Genomic DNA, 18739 nt, shown 5'->3' on the forward strand with positions numbered 1-18739 from the left:
GGAAGCGGCGGCGTCTAGCGGACCAGGGCGCGACGCTCGGCGCGCTTGCGCGCGGCCGGCATCGCCGCCTGGGCGATGAGGGCATGCGTCGTCGTGGTCATCGCCGCACCGTAACGGACCACCGGCCGCACGGCACCCGATTTCCCGCTTGAACCTTTCCGCGGCGCCGGGAGTAGATGGTGCGACCACGGGAGGTGGATGGTGGCGCGGACCGACGCCGACTTCACGGACTACTTCGCTGCGCGGGCGGCGCCGCTGCGCCGGTTCGCGTTCGCGCTGTGCGGCGACTGGCACACCGCCGACGATCTGGTGCAGGCGACGTTCGTCAAGCTGTACCAGCACTGGCGCCGCGTGGAGCCGGAGTCGCTGGACGCCTACGTGCGGCGGATCCTGGTCAACACCTTCCTGTCGCACCGGCGCGACCGGCGGCGCGAGACGCTGGTCGCCGACCCGCCGGACGCCGCCTCCGACGTCAACCGCGACCAGGCCGTCGGTCAGGGCGTCGACCAGGAGCTCGGCCGGGCGCTGCAACGCCTGCCGGAGCGTCAGCGGGCCGCGGTGGTGCTCCGACACCTCGAGGACATGTCGATCACCGAGGTCGCCGACCTGCTCGGCATGGCCGAGGGCACGGTCAAGAGCCAGACGGCCCGCGGCGTGGACGCGCTGCGCCGGGCGCTCGGCGCCCCTACAACGATGAAGGAGTAGCCATGCACGACACGCTGGTCAGTGATGCGCTGCGCTCGTACGTCTCCGGCGGGCCCCCGATGACGATCGACTCGGCCGGGGTGCTCGCGGCGGGCCGCCGGGTTCGCACCCGCCGGCGGGTCGGCGTCGCGGCCGGCGCTGCGGCGGGGGTGGCCGCGCTCGCCGCGGTGTCGGTGGTCGTGGCGGGCCTGCTGCCGGGCCCGGTATCGGCCCCGGCACCGCCGGCGGGCCCGGGCTGGGCGAGCCTCGACCCGGCGCCGTTCTGCGCCGCGGCGGCCGCGCCGGCGACCGGGCCGGGCACGGCCCCGACGAGCACGGTCAACGAGAAGAACGGCCACGTCATCGAGTCGCCGACGGAACCGGCTGACCACGCGGCGGCCCGGCTGAGCTGCTATCTGCTCGGCGAGGTTCCCCGCCGGCTGCCCGGTGCGACGTTCTACCGCGACCCGGACAGCCCCGGGGGCACGGTGCCGCTGCAGGTGTACCGGGCCGGGGTCGAGCCGTCATTCTCGTCGTCGGCGATCGTCGCCGACGCTCGCGGGGTCGGGACGATCGGGTTCGGGGTGTTGCCGGCGTACGAGTCACCGGCGGACGCGACGGCCGGCTGCCAACCTCCCGCCTGCACGGTTCGCACCGGCCCTCGCGGTGAGGTGGTCACCGTCGTGGTCGCCGGCCTGACCCGGAACGGCCAGGTGCAACTGGTCAATGTCCGCGTCTACCTGGCGCGGACCATCACGTTCGCCAGTGCCGTGAACGCGAACACCGCCGCCACCGCACCGGCGGCCCCGGGCGAGGCGAGGGTCCTGAACGACCTGCGGGCGGGCCGGCCCGACCTGCCGCTGAGCATCGACACGTTGATCGAGCTCATCGCCGCACCCGCGCTCACCCTGTTTCCGTGACGCCCGCTCGCGGTTCTCCAGCCGGTTCAGAGCCGGCTCAGAGCCGGCTCAGAGCCGGCCGGCGTCGGTGATGCGTTGCAGGAACTGCCGGGTGCGCGGCTCGCGGGGTGCGCCGAAGACCTGCTCCGGCGGGCCCTGCTCGACGATGAGGCCGCCGTCGAGGAAGCAGACCCGGTCGGCGACCTGACGGGCGAAGCTCATCTCGTGCGTCGCGAGGATCATCGTGACGCCGTCGCCCTTGAGGTCGCGGATCAGGGCGAGGACCTCACCGACCAGCTCCGGGTCGAGGGCGGACGTGACCTCGTCGAGCAGCAGCAACCGCGGGTCGTTGACCAGCGCCCGGACGATCGCGACCCGCTGCTGCTGGCCGCCGGAGAGACGGTCCGGGTAGGCGGCGGCCTTGTCGGCGAGCCCGACCCGCTCCAGCAGCGCGAGCGCCTTGGCCCGCGCCTGCGCCTTCGGCATCCGGTGCACGCGCAGCGGGGCGAGGGTCACGTTGTCCAGCACGCTCAGGTGCGGAAACAGGTTGAACGCCTGGAAGACGATGCCGATGCGGCGGCGGACCTGGTCCGGGTCGGCGCGCGGGTCGGTGATGTCCCGGCCGTCGAGGTGGATGGTGCCGTCGTCGACCTGTTCGAGGAGGTTCACGCAGCGCAGCAGCGTCGACTTGCCGGAGCCGGACGCGCCGATGAGTGCGACCACCTCGTGCTCGTCGACGTCCAGGGACACCCCGCGCAGCACCGGGTTGCCGTTGAACAGTTTGTGGACGCCGGAGATGCTCAGCACGGTCACAGCCGGTTGTCTCCTGACTGGCGGCGGGCGGCGCGCAGCGTGACCCAGTCCGTGACGGCGACGACGGGGATCGCCAGCAGCACGAACAGGATCCCGGCGACGACGTACGGGGTGTAGTTGTAGGAGCCGGCGGTCTCGATCTGCGCGGCCCGGATCGCGTCGATCGGCCCGGCGAGGGAGATCAGCCCGACGTCCTTCTGCATCGCGACGAGGTCGTTGAGCAGCGGCGGCGCGACCCGGCGGACGGCCTGCGGCAGCACCACGTGCCGCATCGTCTGCCGATAGGTGAGACCCAGCGAACGGGCCGCGGCGCGCTGCGACGGGTGCACCGACTCGATCCCGGCGCGGAACACCTCGGCGATGTAGCCGCCGTAGGTGAGCACGATCGCGATCCCGCCGAGGACGAGGACCGACGGGGTGCCGCTGAGCCGCAGCCCGGGCACGCCGAACGCGAAGAGATACAGGGTCACGATCAACGGCAGACCGCGGAAGGTGTACGTGTATCCGGCCGCGAGCGCGCGCAGCGGGAAGAACACGGCGGGCCGGATGGTGCGCAGTGTGGCGATGCCCAGACCGAGCAGCACCGCGGCGATCGCACACACCACGAGCAGCTGCACGTTGAGCCACAGCCCGCGCAGCACCGCGGGCAGCGAGTCGCGGGCGGCCTCGGCGGACAGGAAGCTGGCCCGGAACCGGTCCCAGCCGGGTGCGCCGGTGACGGCGGCGTACAGCAGAATCCCGACGACGAGCGTGGACACGGCCGCGACCGCCACCGACAGGATCGTCTGCCGGCGGCGGTACGCGTCGCGTTCCAGCTGTAACGGGCTGGGTTGGAACGTCATCGCTTTCAGCTGAGCGTCGGGGCGCCCTGCACGGACGACAGCCATTTGTCCGTGAGCGTCTTGAGGGTGCCGTCGGTGCGCAGCGCGTCGACGGCCTGGCTGACGCAGCCGGTCAGCGCCGAGCCCTTGTCCAGCACCAGACCGAACTGCTCCGGGGTGCCGGACGGCTGCGGCAGCTGCCCGACGATCTGCGCGTCGGTGATCTCGGCGCCGGTGATGTAGAACGCGGTCGGCAGGTCCACGACGAGCCCGTCGATCTGCCCGTTCTGCAGGGCCTTCTTGGCGTCGTCGTTGTTGTTGTACACCTGCGGCTGCGCCGTCGGCTTGACCACCTCGGTGATCGAGCGGTAACTGGTCGTGCCGACCTGCGCGCCGAGCTTGGCGCCCTTGAGGTCGGCGACGGTCTTCGCCCCGGCGATCTTCGACGTCTTCAACGCGATGACCGTCTGGGTCACGTCGTAGTACGGGGCGGAGAAGTCGACGGCCTGCTTGCGCTCGTCGGTGATGGAGAACTCGTTGACGTCGAAGTCGAACGTCTTCTTCCCCGGGGCGATCGCGTTGTTGAACGTGACCCGGGTCCAGGCGACCTGGTCCTTGCTGTAGCCGAGCTTCGTGGCGACCGCGTAGGCGACCGCGGCCTCGAAGCCCTCGCCCGACTCCGGCTTGTTGTCCTTGAACCACGGCTCGTAGACGGGCTCGTCGGTGGCGATCGTGAGCTTGCCCGCCGCGACGGTCTTGAGGTTCGCCGGGTCGCACTTCGCGGTGCCCGGTGAGGCGGAGCCGCCCGAGGCGGCCGGGGTGGCAGTGGTGTCGTCGTCGGCCGGCGCGCAACCGGAGGCGACGGCGAGCGCCGCCGTGAGCCCGGCGGCGACGAGAAGGGTCCTGGAGCGCATGGCGGCGATCGTACCCACCACAACGGTAGGAATTGGATCTCCAGTGTGTCGGATCACGGCATTGACGGTCACGGCACCGGCGTGATCCGCCGTGGCATCAGCAGCAGCGCGCCGACCCCGAGGACCGCGACGCAGGCCAGCGCGATGAACACGTGGTGGGTCGCCGCGTACAGGCTGCCGCGTGCGTACTCCAGCACCGCCGGTGGTGTGCCGTCCGCCTTGAGCACGACGTCGGTCGCGTCGGCGCCGGCTGTGAACGTGTCGCGCACGTCGGGCGGCGCGGCCGCGAACCGCTGGTCGAGGGTGGTGTTGGCGATCGCGCCGAACACCGCACCACCGATCGCGCTGCCGATCGACCGGAAGAACATGTTGGTGCCGGTGACCACGCCGCGGCGGTCCCAGCCGACCACCGACTGCACGGCGACGATGTTGGGACTCGACACCAGCCCGAGGCCGATCCCGACGACGAAACAGGCGACCGCGAGGAACGGGATGCCGGTGTACCGGCCGAGCACGGCGCACATGACGGTGCCGGCGACCACTGCCGCGCTGCCCACCAGGCCCGTGTCACGGAAACCGATGCGCAGGTAGACGCGGCCGGACAGGGTCGCGGCGATCGGCCAGCCCAGCGACATCGCCGCGACGACGAACCCGGCGACGACGGCGCTCGCGCCCAGCACACCCTGCGCGAAACTCGGCACGAACGACGTGAGCCCGATCAGCAGCGCGCCGACGACGAGCGCGATGAGGTTGCCGGCGACGAGCACCCGGTGCCGGAACACCCACAGCGGCAGGATCGGCTCCTCGGCCCGGCGCTCCACGAACCAGAACGCGACCATCAGCACCGTGCCGGCCGCGAAGATCGCCACGCTCGGCGCCGAAGCCCACGCCCAGCTGGTGCCGCCCTCGAGGGTGCCGAGGATGAGCAGGCTGCAACCGGTGACGAGCAGCGCCGCACCCAGATAGTCGATGCGGTGCTGGCGCCGCTCGATCTTCTCCTTCAGGTTCCGGGCGAGCATCCACGCGGCGAGCGCGCACAGCGGAAGGTTGACGAAGAAGATCCACCGCCACGACAGGTAGTCGGCGAACACCCCGCCGAGGGTCGGCCCGATCACCGACGACACGCCCCACACGCCGGCGACGTACCCCTGCACCCTGGCCCGCTCCTCGACCGTGTACAGGTCACCGATGATCGTGATGTTCATCGGCTGGATCGCGCCCGCGCCGATGCCCTGCACGGCCCGGAACACGATGAGCGACAGCATGCTCCACGCGAACCCGCACAGCACCGACCCGGCCAGGAACACGGCGATCCCGGCGAACATCACCGGGCGGCGGCCGAGGACGTCGGCGAGCTTGCCGTACAGCGGCGTCGTCACCGCCTGGGTCAGCAGGTACACCGAGAACAGCCACGGAAACTGCGAGAACCCGCCGAGGTCACGGACCACCGACGGCACCGCGGTCGCGATGATCGTGCTGTCGAGCGCGACGAGCGCGGTGGTCAGCATCACCGAGGCGAGGACCGGCCCCCGCTCGGACCGCAGCCCGACCGCTTTCCGGGGCGTGAAAGTGGCGTTACCCATGCGGACACCTTACGACCGGCGGCCCTTGGGGGGACCGCCGGTCTTTTTCGTCTTTGGTCTACTTTGTGTCAGCGATCCGGGTGCGGTTGACGACGCGCAGCCCGGCGACCACCATCACGGCGAGCATGGGCAGGGTGCCGACGGCCGGGAGGATCGGCGTGTCGTACGGCATGAACAGCAACCCCGCATACCCGAGCACGATCGCGCCCAGCGACCACCAGCCGATGACACCGGCGCGGGCCAGCCCGGCGAACGTCAGCAGCAGCGCGACCGACACCAGCGGGCCGGGGCTGAACGCCAGCTGCTGCGCGGGGTGCGCGAGCACCTTGTCCGACAGCGCCACCGCCTGCTCGACCGGCAGGTTCCGGCCGATCTCCATGTGGAACCAGTCCGACAGCAGCGCCCCCGACATCTCGATCAGGCACAGCGCGCCGAGCAGCGCACCGACCAGCGTGACGACGCTGCCGCGGCGGCCCCGCACGAGCAGCGGCAGCGCCAGCAGCCCGACCCCCATCAGCAGGTTGCCGTAGTGCAGCAGCAGCGCCGACAGCTGCGTCTGGAACGGATCTTCGGCCAGGGACTGCAAATATGCGGCCTTGTCGTCGCCGGTGCTCGGCGGTGACGTGGCCAGCCCGGCGAAGAAGAGGGCGGCGCCCGCGATCAGCGAGACACCGGCGGCGTATGGAAGGACCCGGTTTGACTTGTTCATAAGGTTTGTCGTGCTTGTGGTGCTTGTCAGGCTTGTCATGGCCAGAAATCTATGGCCGGACCCCCTGCCGGGTCTGCTGCCCGGCGTCTCGACCCGCGTCCGCCGCCCGACGGACCCGGCACCGTCACGCTGTCCGCCGCACGGCCGACCCGGCCCACTGACCTGCGACAATAGGATCACCCCATGCACCGCACGCTCGTGCCCCTGGCCACCGCCGGTCTCCTGGCGGTCATCGGCGTCGCCGAGATCCTCCTCGACAGCGCGTTCTCCGCCGCCCCGGCCGTCCCGGCGCTCGCGCTCGCCGCCGTCGTGGCCGGCGCCGCCCTCGCCGGCAGGTTCCCGATCACCGGCGCCGCCGTCGTCGCGCTCGCCTTCCCCATCGCCGTCGCCGGCGGCCTCAACGGCCCGACCGGCGCCGCCGTCTTCGGCTTCTTCCTGGCCCCGGGCTGGGCCGGCTACCGGCGGGCCGCGTCCTGGCCGGCGCCCCTCGCGGCGCAGCTCATGGCCAGCCTCGGCACCTGGCTCGCCGCCCGGGCCGCCGGCTCGACCGTGACCGGCGTCGCCGCCATGGCCTGGGAGAACCTGTTCTTCGGCCTGCTGTGCTGGGGCGCCTGGGGCGTCGGCCTGCTCGCCCGGCGGCTGCGCGACCGCGCGGAGCTCCTCGCCCGGCTCACCACCGCCCTGGACGCCGAACGCGACGCCCGCGAACACGCCGTCGTCGCCGAGGAACGCCAGCGCATCGCCCGCGACATGCACGACGCCGTCGCGCACTCGATCAGCGTCATGGTCCTGCAGCTCGGCGCGGTCCGCGCGACCCTGCCACCCGGCACGCCACAGGCCGAGATGCTCGAAGGCGTCGAACGGCTCGGCCGCGAGTCCGTGCGCGAGCTGCACACCCTGGTCGGCATCCTGCGCGACACTCCCGCCGCGACCACCGCGCCCCAGCCGTCCCTCGCCCGCGCCGAGGACCTGGTCGCCGAGGTCCGCGCCGCCGGCCTGCCGGTCGAGCTCACCGTCGACGGCGACCTGACCGGCCTCCCCCGCGCCCAGGACATCTCCGCCTACCGGGTCCTGCAGGAGGCCCTGACCAACGTCCTGCGCCACGCCGGCACCGCCGCGACCAGCGTGCACCTGCAGCGGACCGCGGACAGCGTCACCCTCACGGTCGACAACGCCACCGGCTCCACCGCGCCGGTCGACAGCGGCGGGCACGGGCTCATCGGGATGCGCGAACGGGTCGCCGTGTTCTCCGGCACCCTCGATGCCGGCACGCGCCCCGGCGGCTACACCGTGCGTGCCGTCTTTCCCCTCGGTACCACCACCGCACCGGCCATCCTGACGGCCCGCGCATGATCCGGGTCGTGGTCGTCGACGACGAGGCGATGATCCGGGCCGGCCTGCGCATGCTGCTGGACCACCAGCCCGACATCGAGGTCGTCGGCGAGGCCGCGGACGGCGTCCGGGCCCTCGACGAGGTCCGCCGCACCACCCCCGACGTGGTCCTGCTGGACGTCCGCATGCCGCACGGCGACGGCATCGAGGCGGCCCGGCACATCCTCGCCCTCGGCACCGCCCGGGTCATCATCCTGACCACCTTCGACGAGGACGAGGCGGTCCGGCGGGCGCTGCGCCTGGGCGTGAGCGGGTTCCTGCTCAAGGTCGCGCCGCCGGAGCAGCTGGTCCACGCGGTGCGTACCGTCGCCGCCGGCCAGGCACTGCTCGACCCGGCGGTGACCCTGCGCGTCATCGAGTCCTACGCCGCCGCCCCCACCGCCGACCCACGGGCCGCCGCCCAGCTCGCCACCCTCACCGACCGCGAGGTCGACGTGCTGCGACTCGTCGCCCGGGGCCGGTCCAACGCCGAGATCGCCGCGGCCCTGTTCCTCGGCGAGGCGACGGTCAAGACGTACATCTCCCGCATGCTGACGAAACTCGACCTGCGCGACCGCGTCCAGGCGGCCGCGTTCGCCTACGAGAGCGGCCTGATCCGCCCCGGCACCGCGTCCCCCTGACCCTGCTCCCCCGGCCTTGCTTCCCCCCGGCCTTGCTTCCCCTTGACCCTTGCTTCCTCTTGGCCTTGTTTCCCTTGGCCCTTGCTTCCCCTTGGCCTTGCTTCCCCTTGGCCTTGCTTCCCCTTGGCCTTGTTTCTCCTTGGGGCGGTCAGGGTTCGCCGCGGCGGACCACGCCCGCCTCGTAGGCGAACACCACGACCTGGACCCGGTCCCGTAGCCCGAGTTTCATCAGCAATCGCCCCACGTGCGTCTTCACCGTCGTCTCCGACAGCGACAGCGCCTCGGCGACCTCCAGGTTGGACCGGCCGCGGGCGACCTCGACGAGCACCTCCCGCTCCCGCCCGGTCAACCGCTCCAGCAGCAGGTCCGCCGGCGACGGCCCGGCCGCCGGGTCCGGCAGGTGCCCCGCGAACGCGTCGATCAGCCGCCGGGTCACCCGCGGCGCGACGACGGCGTCGCCCTCCGCGACCGACCGGATCGCGCCGACCAACTCGGCCGGCTGGACGTCCTTGAGCAGGAACCCGCTGGCGCCGGCCCGTAGCGCCGCCCACACGTACTCGTCCAGGTCGAACGTGGTCAGCACCAGAATCCGCGCCGCCGAACCCGACCCCACGATCCGCCGGGTCGCCTCGATGCCGTCGGCGACAGGCATCCGCACGTCCATGAGCACCACGTCCGGCTGAAGCGCCGCCGCCATCGTCACCGCCTGCGCACCGTCACCGGCCTCCCCGACCACCTCCAGGTCCGGCTGCGTCGAAAGGATCATCCGGAACCCGAGCCGCAACAGCGGTTGATCGTCCACCAGCAGCACCCTGATACTCACGCCCCGCCCCCTCCCCCGTGCACCACGACCCGCACCGACCACCCCGGACCATCGGCGCGCGGACCGGCTGCGAACCGCCCGCCGTACGCCGCGGCCCGCGCCGCCATCCCCGCCATCCCCCGCCCGTCCCCCGACCCCACGTCGGTTCCGAGCGCACCAGACCCCGCGCCTGCCCTGGGCGCGCCCGGGCCGGTGCCCGTCCTTGACGCACCCAGCCCCGCCCCTGCCCTGGGCGCGCCCGAGCCGGTGCCGGTTCTGAGCGCACCCGCCCCGGCGCCCGTCCTTGGCGCACCCGTCCTTGACGCACCCAGCCCCGCCCCTGCCCCGGGCGCACCCGAGCCGGCGCCTGCTCTGAGCGCACCCGCCCCGGCGCCCGTCCTTGGCGCACCCGTCCTTGACGCACCCAGCCCCGCGCCTGCCCCGGGCGCACCCGAGCCGGTGCCGGTTCTGGGTGCGCCCGAGCCGGCTCCGGGCGGGCCCGGCCCGTCGTCGGTGACCTCGAGTTCGACCCGCCCGCCCGTATACCGCAACCGCACCACCGACCGGCTCGCCGCCCCGGCGTGCTTGAGCACGTTGGTGAGCGCTTCCTGGACGATGCGGTACACCGCCAGCTCCGCCCCGGCGCCGAGCTCACCGGGCACCCCGTCCACGGTGACCTCGACCCGCAGCCCGGCCGCCCGCACCCCGGCGACCAGGGCGTCGAGGTCGGCCAGCCCCGGCTGCGGTCCGGGCCGCTGACCCGCGCCGGTGCCGGCGTCCGCGTCGCTGTGCAGGAGACCAAGGACCCGGCGCATCTCGCCGAGCGCCTGCCGCCCGGTGCCCGACACGTGCCGCATCGCGGCCACTGCCTCGTCCGGCGACGACCCGGCTGTCAGCGTCGCCGCGTCGGCAAGGGTGACCATCACCGACAGGTGGTGCGCGACGATGTCATGCATGTCGCGGGCGATCCTGGCCCGCTCGGCCGCCACCGCGATCTCGGCCCGCTGGTCACGGTCGCGCTCGAGGCGCCGGGCCCGGTCCTCCAACCCGGCCAGATACGCCCTCCGCGTCCGCATCACCAGCCCGAGCAGCACCGCAGCCGCCAACCCGAACGTCACGAACCCCGCCGCCGTCCACAACGGACCGGCCGCCCGCGACGCCGTGAGCGACGCGGCGAGCGCAAGCGCCTCCACCACGACGACGATCGGAACGAGATGCGGCAGCGGTGCGTGCCGGGCGACCGTGTACACCGCGATGGCGATGACCGCCTCCGGATACAGCCCCTCGACCCGGATCCCCACCGACACGAGCGTCACCAGCGACAGCCCGAACACGCCCCAGCACACCGCGACGGGCGCGGCCCGCCGCCACGCCAGCAGCAGGTGGACCGCCACGTAGCACCCGACGCCGACGGCGTGCGCCCCCTCCAGGGCCCGGTCCGCGTTGACCACCCCGACCGCGGCGGCGAGCACACCGTCCAACCATCGCGGATGCCGCATCGCGAACGCCCGCACCGCCCCGAACCACCGCGCCCCGGCCGACCCGCTCATGCCGCCGTCACCACCGCCGCCACCCGCCCTGCCGGACCGCCCCACCCCACCATCAACAGCACCGACAACGCCCCCGCCGTCCGCGACGTTGGCGACGTTGGCGACGTTGGCGACGTTGGCGACAGGATCTCCGCCCCCAAGACCCCCGCCCGAGATGTCCCCGCCCCTGATGCCCCCACGCGCGATGCCCCCGCTAGCGATACCCCCGCTAGCGATGCCCCCGCCCGCAACGTCTGTGGCGGTCCCGCCGTCCGGACCTTCGGCAAGGCTGCCGGCGGGAGCCACGACCGCCGACCCCCCGACCGGAACCTCGACGGCCGGGACGTCGCCCGCTTCCGCGGCGAATCTGCCCAATGAGACACCAGCGTTGGAGCCGCCGAGCGAAACGTCGTCAGGCGCGGGGACGGTGAAGCCGCCGGGCGAAACGTCAGACGCGGGAACAGCGGACCCACCGAGCGAAACGTCGTCAGGCGCGGGGACGGTGAAGCCGCCGGGCGAAGCGTCAGGCGCGGGAACAGTGGAGCCGCCGAGCGAGGCGTCGTCGGGTGTGGGGGCATGGTGGTCGGCGGCGGGGGTCACGGGGAGCAACGCTATGCGTCTCGGCGGCGCAGGACGAGGGTGCCGGCCAGCAGGAGCAGCGCCACCCAGCCGGTGAGCACGGCTGCGGAGGCGGCCGGGGAGAAGGTGTGGAACGGGTTGCCGGTGCCGTTGACGCTGTACATGGCCTGGGCGGCCACCGTCGGCACGAAGCGCATGATGTCGTCGGCGCGGTCGGCGGGCAGGGCGGCGCCGAGCAGGGCGGGGCCGACGAACATCGCGGCCACCAGGGTGGTGATCGCGCCCGCGGAGTGGCGCAGGAGGGTGCCGACGCCGAGGCCGAGCAGGCCGGTGAGGACGAGTCCGGTGGCGGCGCCGGCGATGGCGCGGGGGACCTGCGGGTCGCCGAGGGAGGCGCCGTCCGGGCCGAGGAACGCCTGGCAGAGCAGGAACGAGCCGAGGCAGACGGCGGTCATCAGCGGCACGGTGACGGCGAGCTGGGCGACGGCCTTGGCCGCGACGACCGGCCAGCGGCGGGGCACGGCGGTGAGCGTGGAGCGGATCGAGCCGGTGCCGTATTCGCCGGTCATCTGCAGGACGCCGAAGACACCGACGACCAGGACGACGAAGTCGACGGGGAGGAACCCGGCGCCGATGGCCTCGGGGACGCCGGGTGGTGTGGCGCCGCCGAGGACGGAACGGTGCACGCCGTAGCCGACGGCGCCGGCGAGGCCGACGGTGACGACGGCGAGGGTGCCGAGCGTGAACCAGGTCGAGCGCAGGGACAGCAGCTTGGTCCACTCGGCGTGCAGGACCCTTGGGAACGTGAGTCTCATCGGTATTCGACCTCCGATTTGGTGAGCTCCATGTAGGCCTCCTCCAGGGACGCGCGGCGCGGGGTGAGCTCGTGCAGGGCGATGCCGGCCGCGCGGGCGACGTCACCGATGTGTTCGGCGGTGGCCTCGGCCACGTGCAGCAGGCCGGGCTCGACGCCGGTGACGACGGCACCGGTGGTGGTGAGGGCATCGCGTAACGCGGCGGCGTCGGGTGTACGGACCACGACGGTGCCGACCCCGACCCGTGCGATCAGGTCGGCGACGGTCGTGTCGGCGAGGAGCCGGCCGCGGCCGACGATGACGAGGTGCTCGGCGGTGACGGCCATCTCGCTCATCAGGTGGCTGGACACCAGCACGGTGCGCCCGTCGGCGGCGAGGTCCTTGAGCAGGTTGCGGATCCACAGGACGCCGTCGGGGTCCAGTCCGTTGACCGGCTCGTCGAGGATGACGACGGCCGGGTCGCCGAGCAGCGCGGCGGCGATGCCGAGCCGCTGCCCCATGCCGAGGGAGAACCCACCGGCGCGGCGGTGCGCAACGGACTCCAGGCCGACGAGGCCGAGGACCTCCTCGACCCGGGTGGCCGGGATGCCGTGGGTGCGTGCGAGGGCGAGCAGGTGCGCGCGCGCCGTGCGTCCCCTGTGGACGGACCGGGCGTCGAGCAGCGCGCCGACCTGCCGCAGCGGGTCGGGATGCGCGCGATACGGCCGGCCGTTGACGGTGGCGGTGCCCGCCGTCGGGCGGTCCAACCCGACGATCATCCGCATGGTGGTGGACTTGCCGGCGCCGTTGGGCCCGAGGAAGCCGGTGACCTGCCCGGGCTTCACGGCGAACGACAGTGCGTCGACGGCGACGGTGCCGCCGTAGCGTTTGCTCAGTGCCTGCGCCTCGATCATGCGTCCGACGCTATGACCGGCACGAATTTGCCACGACCTCCTCAGGTCGCGACCCGCGGCGGTGAATGTCCTCCTCAGGTAGGACCCGGGTCCTACCTGGCGACGACCGGCAGCGCGGCGAGGCGCCATGTGCCCGGGTCCGGCACCCGCCGGGCGGCGACCCCGGCGAGGGCACCGGCGTCGCTGAGCGCCAGGTCCGGAAACCGTGCCAGCAGGGCACCGAGCGCCACCGTCGTCTGCACCCGGGCGAGGGGCGCGCCGAGGCAGAAGTGCGGGCCGTGCGCGTAGCCGAGATGGGCCCCGGCGGACGTCGAGCGCAGGTCGAGCCGCTCAGGGTCGGGAAACACCCGCGGATCCCGGTTCGCCGCGACGATCGAGACCGTGACGGGCTCACCGGGTGCCACAGTGATGCCGGCGAGGGTGGTGGGGCGCTGGACGTACCGTGGAATCGTCAGAAGCTGCGGACCGCACCATCTGGTCAGCTCCTCGACGGCGCCCGGTAGCAGGTGCGGTTCGGCGCGCAGGAGTGCCGCGCGGGAGGGGTCCTCGAGCAGGACCGCGACGGCGTTGGCGATCAGGTTCGTCGGGGTCTGCCCGGCGAGGACCAGGTGCCAGACCAGCGTGACCAGTTCCTGCTCCGTGAGCCCGGCGCCGAACAGGGCCGCCACGTGCGGCGCGGCGGTCCTGGCCCCGTCGATGATCGCCGGCATGGCCGCGGTGAAGGCGGCCCCGTTGCCGGCCGCGACGGCCCTGCCGTGCGCCAGCCAGGCCGGACGGTCGCCCGCCGGGACGCCGACGAGCGCGCAGATGACCTCCATCGGCAGCGGCCCGGCGAAGTGTTCCAGCAGGTCGACCGGCCCGTCGAGGAGCCGGTCGGCGACGCCGTCCAGCAGCCGGTCGACGATCTGCGAGATCACCGGCTGGAAGTCGGCGGCGCGGCGGGCGGTGAACGCGGGTGCGCTCAGCCTGCGCAGCCGCTGGTGTTCGGGGCCGTCCAGCTCCTGCATGGTCCGCAGGTACGGCCGGCAGTGCTCCGGCACGTCGAGCCGCGGATAGCTGGCGGCGCTGTTGCCGAACCGCGGGTCGGCGAGCATCGCCCGAGCCTCGGCGTGCCGGGTGACGGCCCACATGGGACCGAGCCCGGGCGCGACGAGCCTGGCGATCGGGGCACGTTCGCGGGCCTGCCCGAACACGGCGGCGGGGTCGTGCAGCACCGAAGGGTCGGTGAGGTCGATCTCGAGCAACTGTCCTCCAAATGATCGCATCATCTGAATGGTGACAGTATCTTAACCACCATGGCTCGTCTGACCCGCGCCGAGACGCAGGAGCGCAACCGCACGGCCGTCCTCACCGCCGCGCGCGCGGAGTTCGCCGAACGCGGCTTCCGCGACGCGAAGATCGACGCGATCGCCGAGCGGGCCGAGCTCACCCGGGGTGCGGTCTACTCGAACTTCCCGGGCAAGCGCGCCCTGTACTTCGCGGTCCTCGCCGACGACGTCCCCGCCGTCCCCGCGGCCGCCACCACGACCACCGCCCGGGCCGCGCTCGGCGCGCTCGCCAGGGCCTGGGTCGCCCGGCTGCCCCTGGCGACCGACGACACCGGACCGGCCGCCCGCCTCGCCGCCGACCTGATGGCCGAGGTCGTCGCCGACCCGGCCGCACGGACCGCGTTCGCGCAGCTCAAGCGGCTCGACGCGATCATTCTCGGGCTCTGCCTGGAACGCCTCCGGGGAGACGACCGCCGGCAGGTCCGCCTCGCCGAGCTGGCCCTGACGGTCCTGCACGGCGCCGGCCAGCTCGCCGTGGCGGCGCCCGGTTTCGGCGAGCCGTTCGACGTCGTGCGGGCCGTCGAGGAGCTCCCCGACCTCGACGACACCTGGGCCCCACCGGCGCCCGCGACCACCGCGGACCCCGTCGACGAGCCCTGGACCCCGCCGTCCACAGTGGACTTGTTGCGGGGCGGGCCCGTGCAGGCCAGACCGGACGGGATCGTCGCGATCGTCGGGCTGCACCGCCTGGCCGCCATCGAGGACGCGGCCCGCGGCGGGCGACCCGTGACCGCGGTCCTCGTCACCGGCGCGCCGGACGAGCTGCTGCCGCTGGTCCGGCTGTCCCTGGCCGAACTGCGCCATCACCTCGCCCACGCCGTGCCGCCCGGAGCATGGCCCGAGGTGCAGGTCACCTGCGATCCGCGGCCCGCCCCCGACACCACGGAGACCGCGCTGCGCGTCGCCGGCGGCCGGATCGTCGCCCGCGCCGACGGATGGGGCGCTGTGGCGGCCGTCTCCTGAACGCCCCTTCTTGCCGTTTCAGCAACATCCCTTGTCGCTGACGCCAGAACGAGCGACGCTCGGGGCATGGAGAACGAATACGACGTCGTGATCATCGGTGGCGGCGCCGCCGGCCTGAGCGCGGCCCTGACCCTGTCCCGCGCGCGCCGCCGGGTGCTGGTCGTCGACGCGGGCCACCCCCGCAATGCCCCCGCCGGCCACGTGCACAACTATCTCGGCCGGGAAAGCACCCCGCCGGGCGAGCTGCTGGCGATCGGTCGCTCGGAGGTCATGGGGTACGGCGGCGAGATCCGCGACGGCATCGTCACCGCGGTCCACCCCCGGTCCGGGCCCAGGTTCACGGTGGAACTCGCCGACGGCATCAGCGTCGCGGCGCGGCGGGTCCTGGTCACCACGGGCCTCACCGACGAACTGCCGGACATCCCCGGCGTGGCCGAGCACTGGGGCAGCCGCGTGCTGCACTGCCCTTACTGCCACGGGTGGGAGGTCCGCGACCGGCCCGTCGCGATCCTCGGACTGTCGCCGATGTCCGCGCACCAGGCGCTGCTCTGGCGGCAGTGGACCCCGGACGTCACCCTGCTGCTGCACACCGGTCCGGCGCCGGCCGCGGACGAGCTGGCGAGGCTCGCCCGGCGCGGCATCCGGATCGTCGAGGGCGAGGTCACCGGCTTCGACACCGACGGCGCCCGGCTCGCCGACGGCACGCTCGTGCCGGTCGAAGCCCTGGTCCTGATGAGCCGCATCGAGGCCCGCGCCGACGCCCTCGCGCCGCTGGGCCTGAAACCGGTCGACTTCGAGGCCAACGGTCACCGGTTCGGCACGCACCTCCCGTCGGGCCCGGGCGGCGCCACCACCGTCCCGGGCGTCTACGTGGCCGGCAACGTCACCGACCCGATGGCCACGGTCATCGCCGCGGCCGCCGCCGGGGTCAGCACCGCCGGAATGCTGAACATGGATCTCGTCATGGAAGAAGCCGCCTGACCGCTCAGTGGCACCGGCTCCGGAGCCGGTGCCACCGGGCAAGCGGGCACGGTCACATTGTGTTATGCTTCCTAGGATACTAGGCCTCATGGAATGGACGGGCAGATGGACTTCGCAGGACAGATCGCCGCGGCCGTCCCGGACGGCCTGGTGGCCGTGATCCTGCACGGCTCCCTCGCCACCGGCGACTTCCTGGCCGGGCGCAGCGACGTCGACCTGCTCGCCGTCGTCGCGACCGCGGTCACCGACGGGCAGGCCGGCGCGCTGGAGCGGTTCGTTATGGGTGCGGATCTCGGGGACGCCGCCGGGATGGACCTGCACGTGGTCACCGCCGCCGTGGCCGCCCATCCCGGGCAGGCGCCGCCGGTGGAGCTGTATGTCGGCCGGCATCCGTCCGGCGTCGAGGTCGACCGCGACGTCGCCGCCGACCCTGACCTGCCGGTCGAGCTGGCGATGGCCCGCGCCGGCGGCCGGTCGCTGCTCGGCGCGGCGCCCGTCGAGGTGATCGGCGAGATCCCGGCCGGGTGGGTGCTCGACCGGGGACGGCACTGGCTGACGGTGTGGCAGGGGCTGACGGACGACGACGAGCACGCCGCGCACATGGTGCTGACCGCCTGCCGGATCTGGAGGTTCGCCGCCACGGGGGTGCACTGCGGTAAGGGAGACGCGGCGAGGTGGGCCGCCGCCCGGGATCCGAGCATGGAGGTGATCGGGGCGGCGTTGCGTCGGTACACCACCGGAAAACGCGAATCGATCCAGCCTGCGGCGATCGGCGGGCTGCTCGACCGGGTGCTCCGGGATACGGTGTGGCGGTGACCGCAGCCGAGGAGCGTGACGGGGTCGCTCTGACGAACCTCGACCAGCCGCTGTTCGACGACGCCGGAGCGACCAAGCGGGACCTGGTCGACTATCTCGACGCCGTCCGCGACCGGATCATCCCGGTGCTGCGGGACCGGCCGCTGTCGGTGGTGCGGATGCTGCGCGGGCAGCAGCCGTTCATGCAGAAGAACCTGCCGAAGTACACGCCGGACTGGGTCCCGAGGATGACCGTGTGGGCGGAGTCGTCGAAGCGGGACGTCACCTATGGGCTGTGCGAGGACCGGCGGACGCTGCTGTGGTTCGCCAACCAGCGGGCCATCGAGTTCCACCCGTTGCTGGCGAGGGCGCCGGACTTCGCGCACACCACCCACATGATCCTCGACCTGGACCCGCCGTCGCCGGACGCGTTCGGGCTCGCGGTCGGCGCGGCCAAGCTGATCCGGACCGTGCTCACCGACCTGGGCATGGACAGCGCGGTGAAGACCAGCGGCGCCAAGGGGCTGCACGTGTTCGTGCCCATCGACGCGCACGCGCCGATGGAGGACATCGCCGCCGCGACGCGGGCCGTGGCCACCCGCGCCGCTCGGCTCGACCCGGCACTGGCCACGACCGCGTTCATCCGAGACGACCGGGAGGGCAAGGTGTTCCTCGACCCGACCAGGGTCGGCGGGGCGACCGTCGTCGCCGCGTACAGTCCACGGCTGCGACCGGGCACGCCGGTGTCGTTTCCGCTGTCCTGGGACGACCTCGACGACGTGACGCCGTCCGACTTCACGATCCACACCGCACCCGCGCTCCTCGGCGACGGTGACCCGTGGGCGGCGCGGATGCCGGCCCCGCAACGGCTCGACGCCGACCTGATCGCCGAGGGGCACACCATCCCCGTGCCCCGCGTGCAGGCGATGCACGAGGGGAAACGTCGCGCCAAGGCGAAACGGGAAGCGGCGGTGGACAGCTGATGCCGATCTCCGTGGACGGGGCGCGGGAAGCATGGGCGGCTCGCGGCCTCGCGCTGGCCGCCCGGATCCAGCACGACCTCGGCGCGTCGGCGGTGCGGGTCGAGCACATCGGCAGCACGTCGATCCCCGGGATGCCCGCGAAGCCGATCATCGATCTGCAGGTCAGCGTGACGGATCTCGACGCGCCACTGGACGGTCCCCTCCAGGCCCTCGGACTGGCGCCGCTGCCCTACCGGTATGACCACGTGCCCGCGGGGCTGACCGACGACCCGGATCGGTGGACGAAACGGGCCTGGAGCGGGCCGGGCGTCAACCTGCACGTCCGGCTGGACGGCTCGCCGAACGAGCGGCTGGCGCTGCTGTTCCGCGACTGGTTCCGGGCGCACCCGGCGGCGGTGCCGGCCTACGGCGCGTTCAAGTCGGCGCTCGCCGAGGTCCTCGACGACGTCGGCGTCTACAGCGACGTGAAGGACCCCGTGGTCGACCTGGTGGTCGTCGTGGCTGAGGAGTGGGCCGCGGCGACCGGCTGGCGTGTCGGCTGATCCCAGCAAGGCCGACACGGCCTGCCCCGGACCCACACTCGTCCATGTCCGCCGGGTGACGCCTGGGACTCCGCGAGGACCGGCCAGCGGACAA

19 protein-coding genes are annotated in these 18739 nt (G+C 73.1%); 9 read left to right on the top strand and 10 right to left on the bottom strand.

What is annotated here, in order from left to right; translation table 11 throughout:
• Window positions 1–198 precede the first annotated feature (198 nt).
• On the top strand, window positions 199–705 hold the full coding sequence (locus Dsi01nite_RS00775; protein WP_203844001.1) for a SigE family RNA polymerase sigma factor: 507 nt from the start codon (window positions 199–201) through the stop codon (window positions 703–705).
• A gap of 2 nt (window positions 706–707) precedes the next feature.
• Entirely contained in the window at window positions 708–1604 is an 897-nt protein-coding gene (locus Dsi01nite_RS00780) for a hypothetical protein (RefSeq protein ID WP_203844002.1), read from the top strand.
• 48 nt (window positions 1605–1652) lie between these two features.
• Here Dsi01nite_RS00780 and Dsi01nite_RS00785 read toward each other — a convergent pair whose 3' ends face one another.
• The 5 genes from Dsi01nite_RS00785 to Dsi01nite_RS00805 all read right to left on the bottom strand — a co-directional run bounded on the left by Dsi01nite_RS00785 (window position 1653) and on the right by Dsi01nite_RS00805 (window position 6423).
• Window positions 1653–2396 (bottom strand): amino acid ABC transporter ATP-binding protein, encoded by a 744-nt coding sequence (locus Dsi01nite_RS00785; protein ID WP_373318709.1) that lies wholly within the window; start codon window positions 2394–2396, stop codon window positions 1653–1655.
• On the bottom strand, window positions 2393–3238 hold the full coding sequence (locus Dsi01nite_RS00790) for an amino acid ABC transporter permease (RefSeq protein WP_203844003.1): 846 nt from the start codon (window positions 3236–3238) through the stop codon (window positions 2393–2395). Before Dsi01nite_RS00790 ends, Dsi01nite_RS00785 begins: the two co-directional genes overlap by 4 nt.
• 5 nt (window positions 3239–3243) lie before the next feature.
• Window positions 3244–4131: an ABC transporter substrate-binding protein gene (locus Dsi01nite_RS00795; RefSeq protein WP_203844004.1), complete on the bottom strand. Its 888-nt coding sequence runs from the start codon at window positions 4129–4131 to the stop codon at window positions 3244–3246.
• A gap of 68 nt (window positions 4132–4199) precedes the next feature.
• Window positions 4200–5714: an MDR family MFS transporter gene (locus tag Dsi01nite_RS00800; protein WP_203844005.1), complete on the bottom strand. Its 1515-nt coding sequence runs from the start codon at window positions 5712–5714 to the stop codon at window positions 4200–4202.
• 58 nt (window positions 5715–5772) lie between these two features.
• Entirely contained in the window at window positions 5773–6423 is a 651-nt protein-coding gene (locus Dsi01nite_RS00805) for a hypothetical protein (protein WP_203844006.1), read from the bottom strand.
• A 183-nt stretch (window positions 6424–6606) separates the two neighbouring features.
• Here Dsi01nite_RS00805 and Dsi01nite_RS00810 point away from each other — a divergent pair, with 183 nt between their 5' ends.
• Both Dsi01nite_RS00810 and Dsi01nite_RS00815 read left to right on the top strand, forming a co-directional pair.
• Entirely contained in the window at window positions 6607–7776 is a 1170-nt protein-coding gene (locus tag Dsi01nite_RS00810) for a sensor histidine kinase (RefSeq protein WP_203844007.1), read from the top strand.
• Entirely contained in the window at window positions 7773–8435 is a 663-nt protein-coding gene (locus tag Dsi01nite_RS00815) for a response regulator (RefSeq protein WP_203844008.1), read from the top strand. The genes Dsi01nite_RS00810 and Dsi01nite_RS00815 overlap by 4 nt, the downstream gene beginning before the upstream one ends.
• Before the next feature lie 148 nt (window positions 8436–8583).
• Here the strand turns inward: Dsi01nite_RS00815 and Dsi01nite_RS00820 are convergent, their stop codons facing one another.
• The 5 genes from Dsi01nite_RS00820 to Dsi01nite_RS00840 all read right to left on the bottom strand — a co-directional run bounded on the left by Dsi01nite_RS00820 (window position 8584) and on the right by Dsi01nite_RS00840 (window position 14297).
• Complete coding sequence (locus tag Dsi01nite_RS00820; RefSeq protein WP_203844009.1) at window positions 8584–9258, bottom strand: response regulator; 675 nt, start codon at window positions 9256–9258, stop codon at window positions 8584–8586.
• On the bottom strand, window positions 9255–10787 hold the full coding sequence (locus Dsi01nite_RS58220) for a sensor histidine kinase (protein ID WP_203844010.1): 1533 nt from the start codon (window positions 10785–10787) through the stop codon (window positions 9255–9257). The genes Dsi01nite_RS00820 and Dsi01nite_RS58220 overlap by 4 nt, the downstream gene beginning before the upstream one ends.
• A 590-nt stretch (window positions 10788–11377) precedes the next feature.
• Complete coding sequence (locus tag Dsi01nite_RS00830) at window positions 11378–12160, bottom strand: ABC transporter permease subunit (RefSeq protein ID WP_203844011.1); 783 nt, start codon at window positions 12158–12160, stop codon at window positions 11378–11380.
• The gene (locus Dsi01nite_RS00835) at window positions 12157–13053 is read right to left on the bottom strand and encodes an ABC transporter ATP-binding protein (RefSeq protein WP_203844012.1); all 897 of its coding nucleotides are present in this window, start codon (window positions 13051–13053) and stop codon (window positions 12157–12159) included. Before Dsi01nite_RS00835 ends, Dsi01nite_RS00830 begins: the two co-directional genes overlap by 4 nt.
• A 92-nt stretch (window positions 13054–13145) precedes the next feature.
• Window positions 13146–14297, bottom strand: coding sequence for a cytochrome P450 (locus Dsi01nite_RS00840; RefSeq protein ID WP_239135592.1), 1152 nt, complete (start codon window positions 14295–14297; stop codon window positions 13146–13148).
• Between the two features lie 51 nt (window positions 14298–14348).
• Between Dsi01nite_RS00840 and Dsi01nite_RS00845 the strand changes: the two genes are divergently transcribed.
• From Dsi01nite_RS00845 to Dsi01nite_RS00865, 5 genes are all read left to right on the top strand, one after another.
• Window positions 14349–15344, top strand: a complete 996-nt coding sequence (locus tag Dsi01nite_RS00845) for a TetR/AcrR family transcriptional regulator (RefSeq protein WP_203844014.1) — start codon at window positions 14349–14351, stop codon at window positions 15342–15344.
• A 66-nt stretch (window positions 15345–15410) separates the two neighbouring features.
• Complete coding sequence (locus tag Dsi01nite_RS00850; RefSeq protein WP_203844015.1) at window positions 15411–16325, top strand: NAD(P)/FAD-dependent oxidoreductase; 915 nt, start codon at window positions 15411–15413, stop codon at window positions 16323–16325.
• 105 nt (window positions 16326–16430) lie between these two features.
• Window positions 16431–17141 (top strand): aminoglycoside adenylyltransferase domain-containing protein, encoded by a 711-nt coding sequence (locus Dsi01nite_RS00855; protein WP_203844016.1) that lies wholly within the window; start codon window positions 16431–16433, stop codon window positions 17139–17141.
• Entirely contained in the window at window positions 17138–18103 is a 966-nt protein-coding gene (ligD, locus tag Dsi01nite_RS00860) for a non-homologous end-joining DNA ligase (protein ID WP_203844017.1), read from the top strand. The genes Dsi01nite_RS00855 and ligD overlap by 4 nt, the downstream gene beginning before the upstream one ends.
• The gene (locus Dsi01nite_RS00865; protein ID WP_203844018.1) at window positions 18103–18645 is read left to right on the top strand and encodes a GrpB family protein; all 543 of its coding nucleotides are present in this window, start codon (window positions 18103–18105) and stop codon (window positions 18643–18645) included. Before ligD ends, Dsi01nite_RS00865 begins: the two co-directional genes overlap by 1 nt.
• Window positions 18646–18739: the final 94 nt, after the last annotated feature.

Origin of the sequence: Dactylosporangium siamense (assembly GCF_016862795.1) — a bacterium.
GTDB classification, from domain to species: domain Bacteria; phylum Actinomycetota; class Actinomycetes; order Mycobacteriales; family Micromonosporaceae; genus Dactylosporangium; species Dactylosporangium siamense.

Excerpts from the sequence above, each read along its gene's own strand:
- Dsi01nite_RS00810 (WP_203844007.1), top strand. The coding sequence starts at position 6,607 with ATGCACCGCACGCTCGTGCCCCTGGCCACCGCCGGTCTCCTGGCGGTC.
- Dsi01nite_RS00835 (WP_203844012.1), bottom strand. The coding sequence starts at position 13,053 with ATGATCGAGGCGCAGGCACTGAGCAAACGCTACGGCGGCACCGTCGCC.
- Dsi01nite_RS00795 (WP_203844004.1), bottom strand. The coding sequence starts at position 4,131 with ATGCGCTCCAGGACCCTTCTCGTCGCCGCCGGGCTCACGGCGGCGCTC.
- Dsi01nite_RS00830 (WP_203844011.1), bottom strand. The coding sequence starts at position 12,160 with ATGAGACTCACGTTCCCAAGGGTCCTGCACGCCGAGTGGACCAAGCTG.
- Dsi01nite_RS00850 (WP_203844015.1), top strand. The coding sequence starts at position 15,411 with ATGGAGAACGAATACGACGTCGTGATCATCGGTGGCGGCGCCGCCGGC.
- Dsi01nite_RS00800 (WP_203844005.1), bottom strand. The coding sequence starts at position 5,714 with ATGGGTAACGCCACTTTCACGCCCCGGAAAGCGGTCGGGCTGCGGTCC.
- Dsi01nite_RS00865 (WP_203844018.1), top strand. The coding sequence starts at position 18,103 with ATGCCGATCTCCGTGGACGGGGCGCGGGAAGCATGGGCGGCTCGCGGC.
- Dsi01nite_RS00815 (WP_203844008.1), top strand. The coding sequence starts at position 7,773 with ATGATCCGGGTCGTGGTCGTCGACGACGAGGCGATGATCCGGGCCGGC.
- Dsi01nite_RS00790 (WP_203844003.1), bottom strand. The coding sequence starts at position 3,238 with ATGACGTTCCAACCCAGCCCGTTACAGCTGGAACGCGACGCGTACCGC.
- Dsi01nite_RS00855 (WP_203844016.1), top strand. The coding sequence starts at position 16,431 with ATGGACTTCGCAGGACAGATCGCCGCGGCCGTCCCGGACGGCCTGGTG.
- Dsi01nite_RS00805 (WP_203844006.1), bottom strand. The coding sequence starts at position 6,423 with ATGAACAAGTCAAACCGGGTCCTTCCATACGCCGCCGGTGTCTCGCTG.
- Dsi01nite_RS00845 (WP_203844014.1), top strand. The coding sequence starts at position 14,349 with ATGGCTCGTCTGACCCGCGCCGAGACGCAGGAGCGCAACCGCACGGCC.
- Dsi01nite_RS58220 (WP_203844010.1), bottom strand. The coding sequence starts at position 10,787 with ATGAGCGGGTCGGCCGGGGCGCGGTGGTTCGGGGCGGTGCGGGCGTTC.
- Dsi01nite_RS00775 (WP_203844001.1), top strand. The coding sequence starts at position 199 with ATGGTGGCGCGGACCGACGCCGACTTCACGGACTACTTCGCTGCGCGG.
- Dsi01nite_RS00780 (WP_203844002.1), top strand. The coding sequence starts at position 708 with ATGCACGACACGCTGGTCAGTGATGCGCTGCGCTCGTACGTCTCCGGC.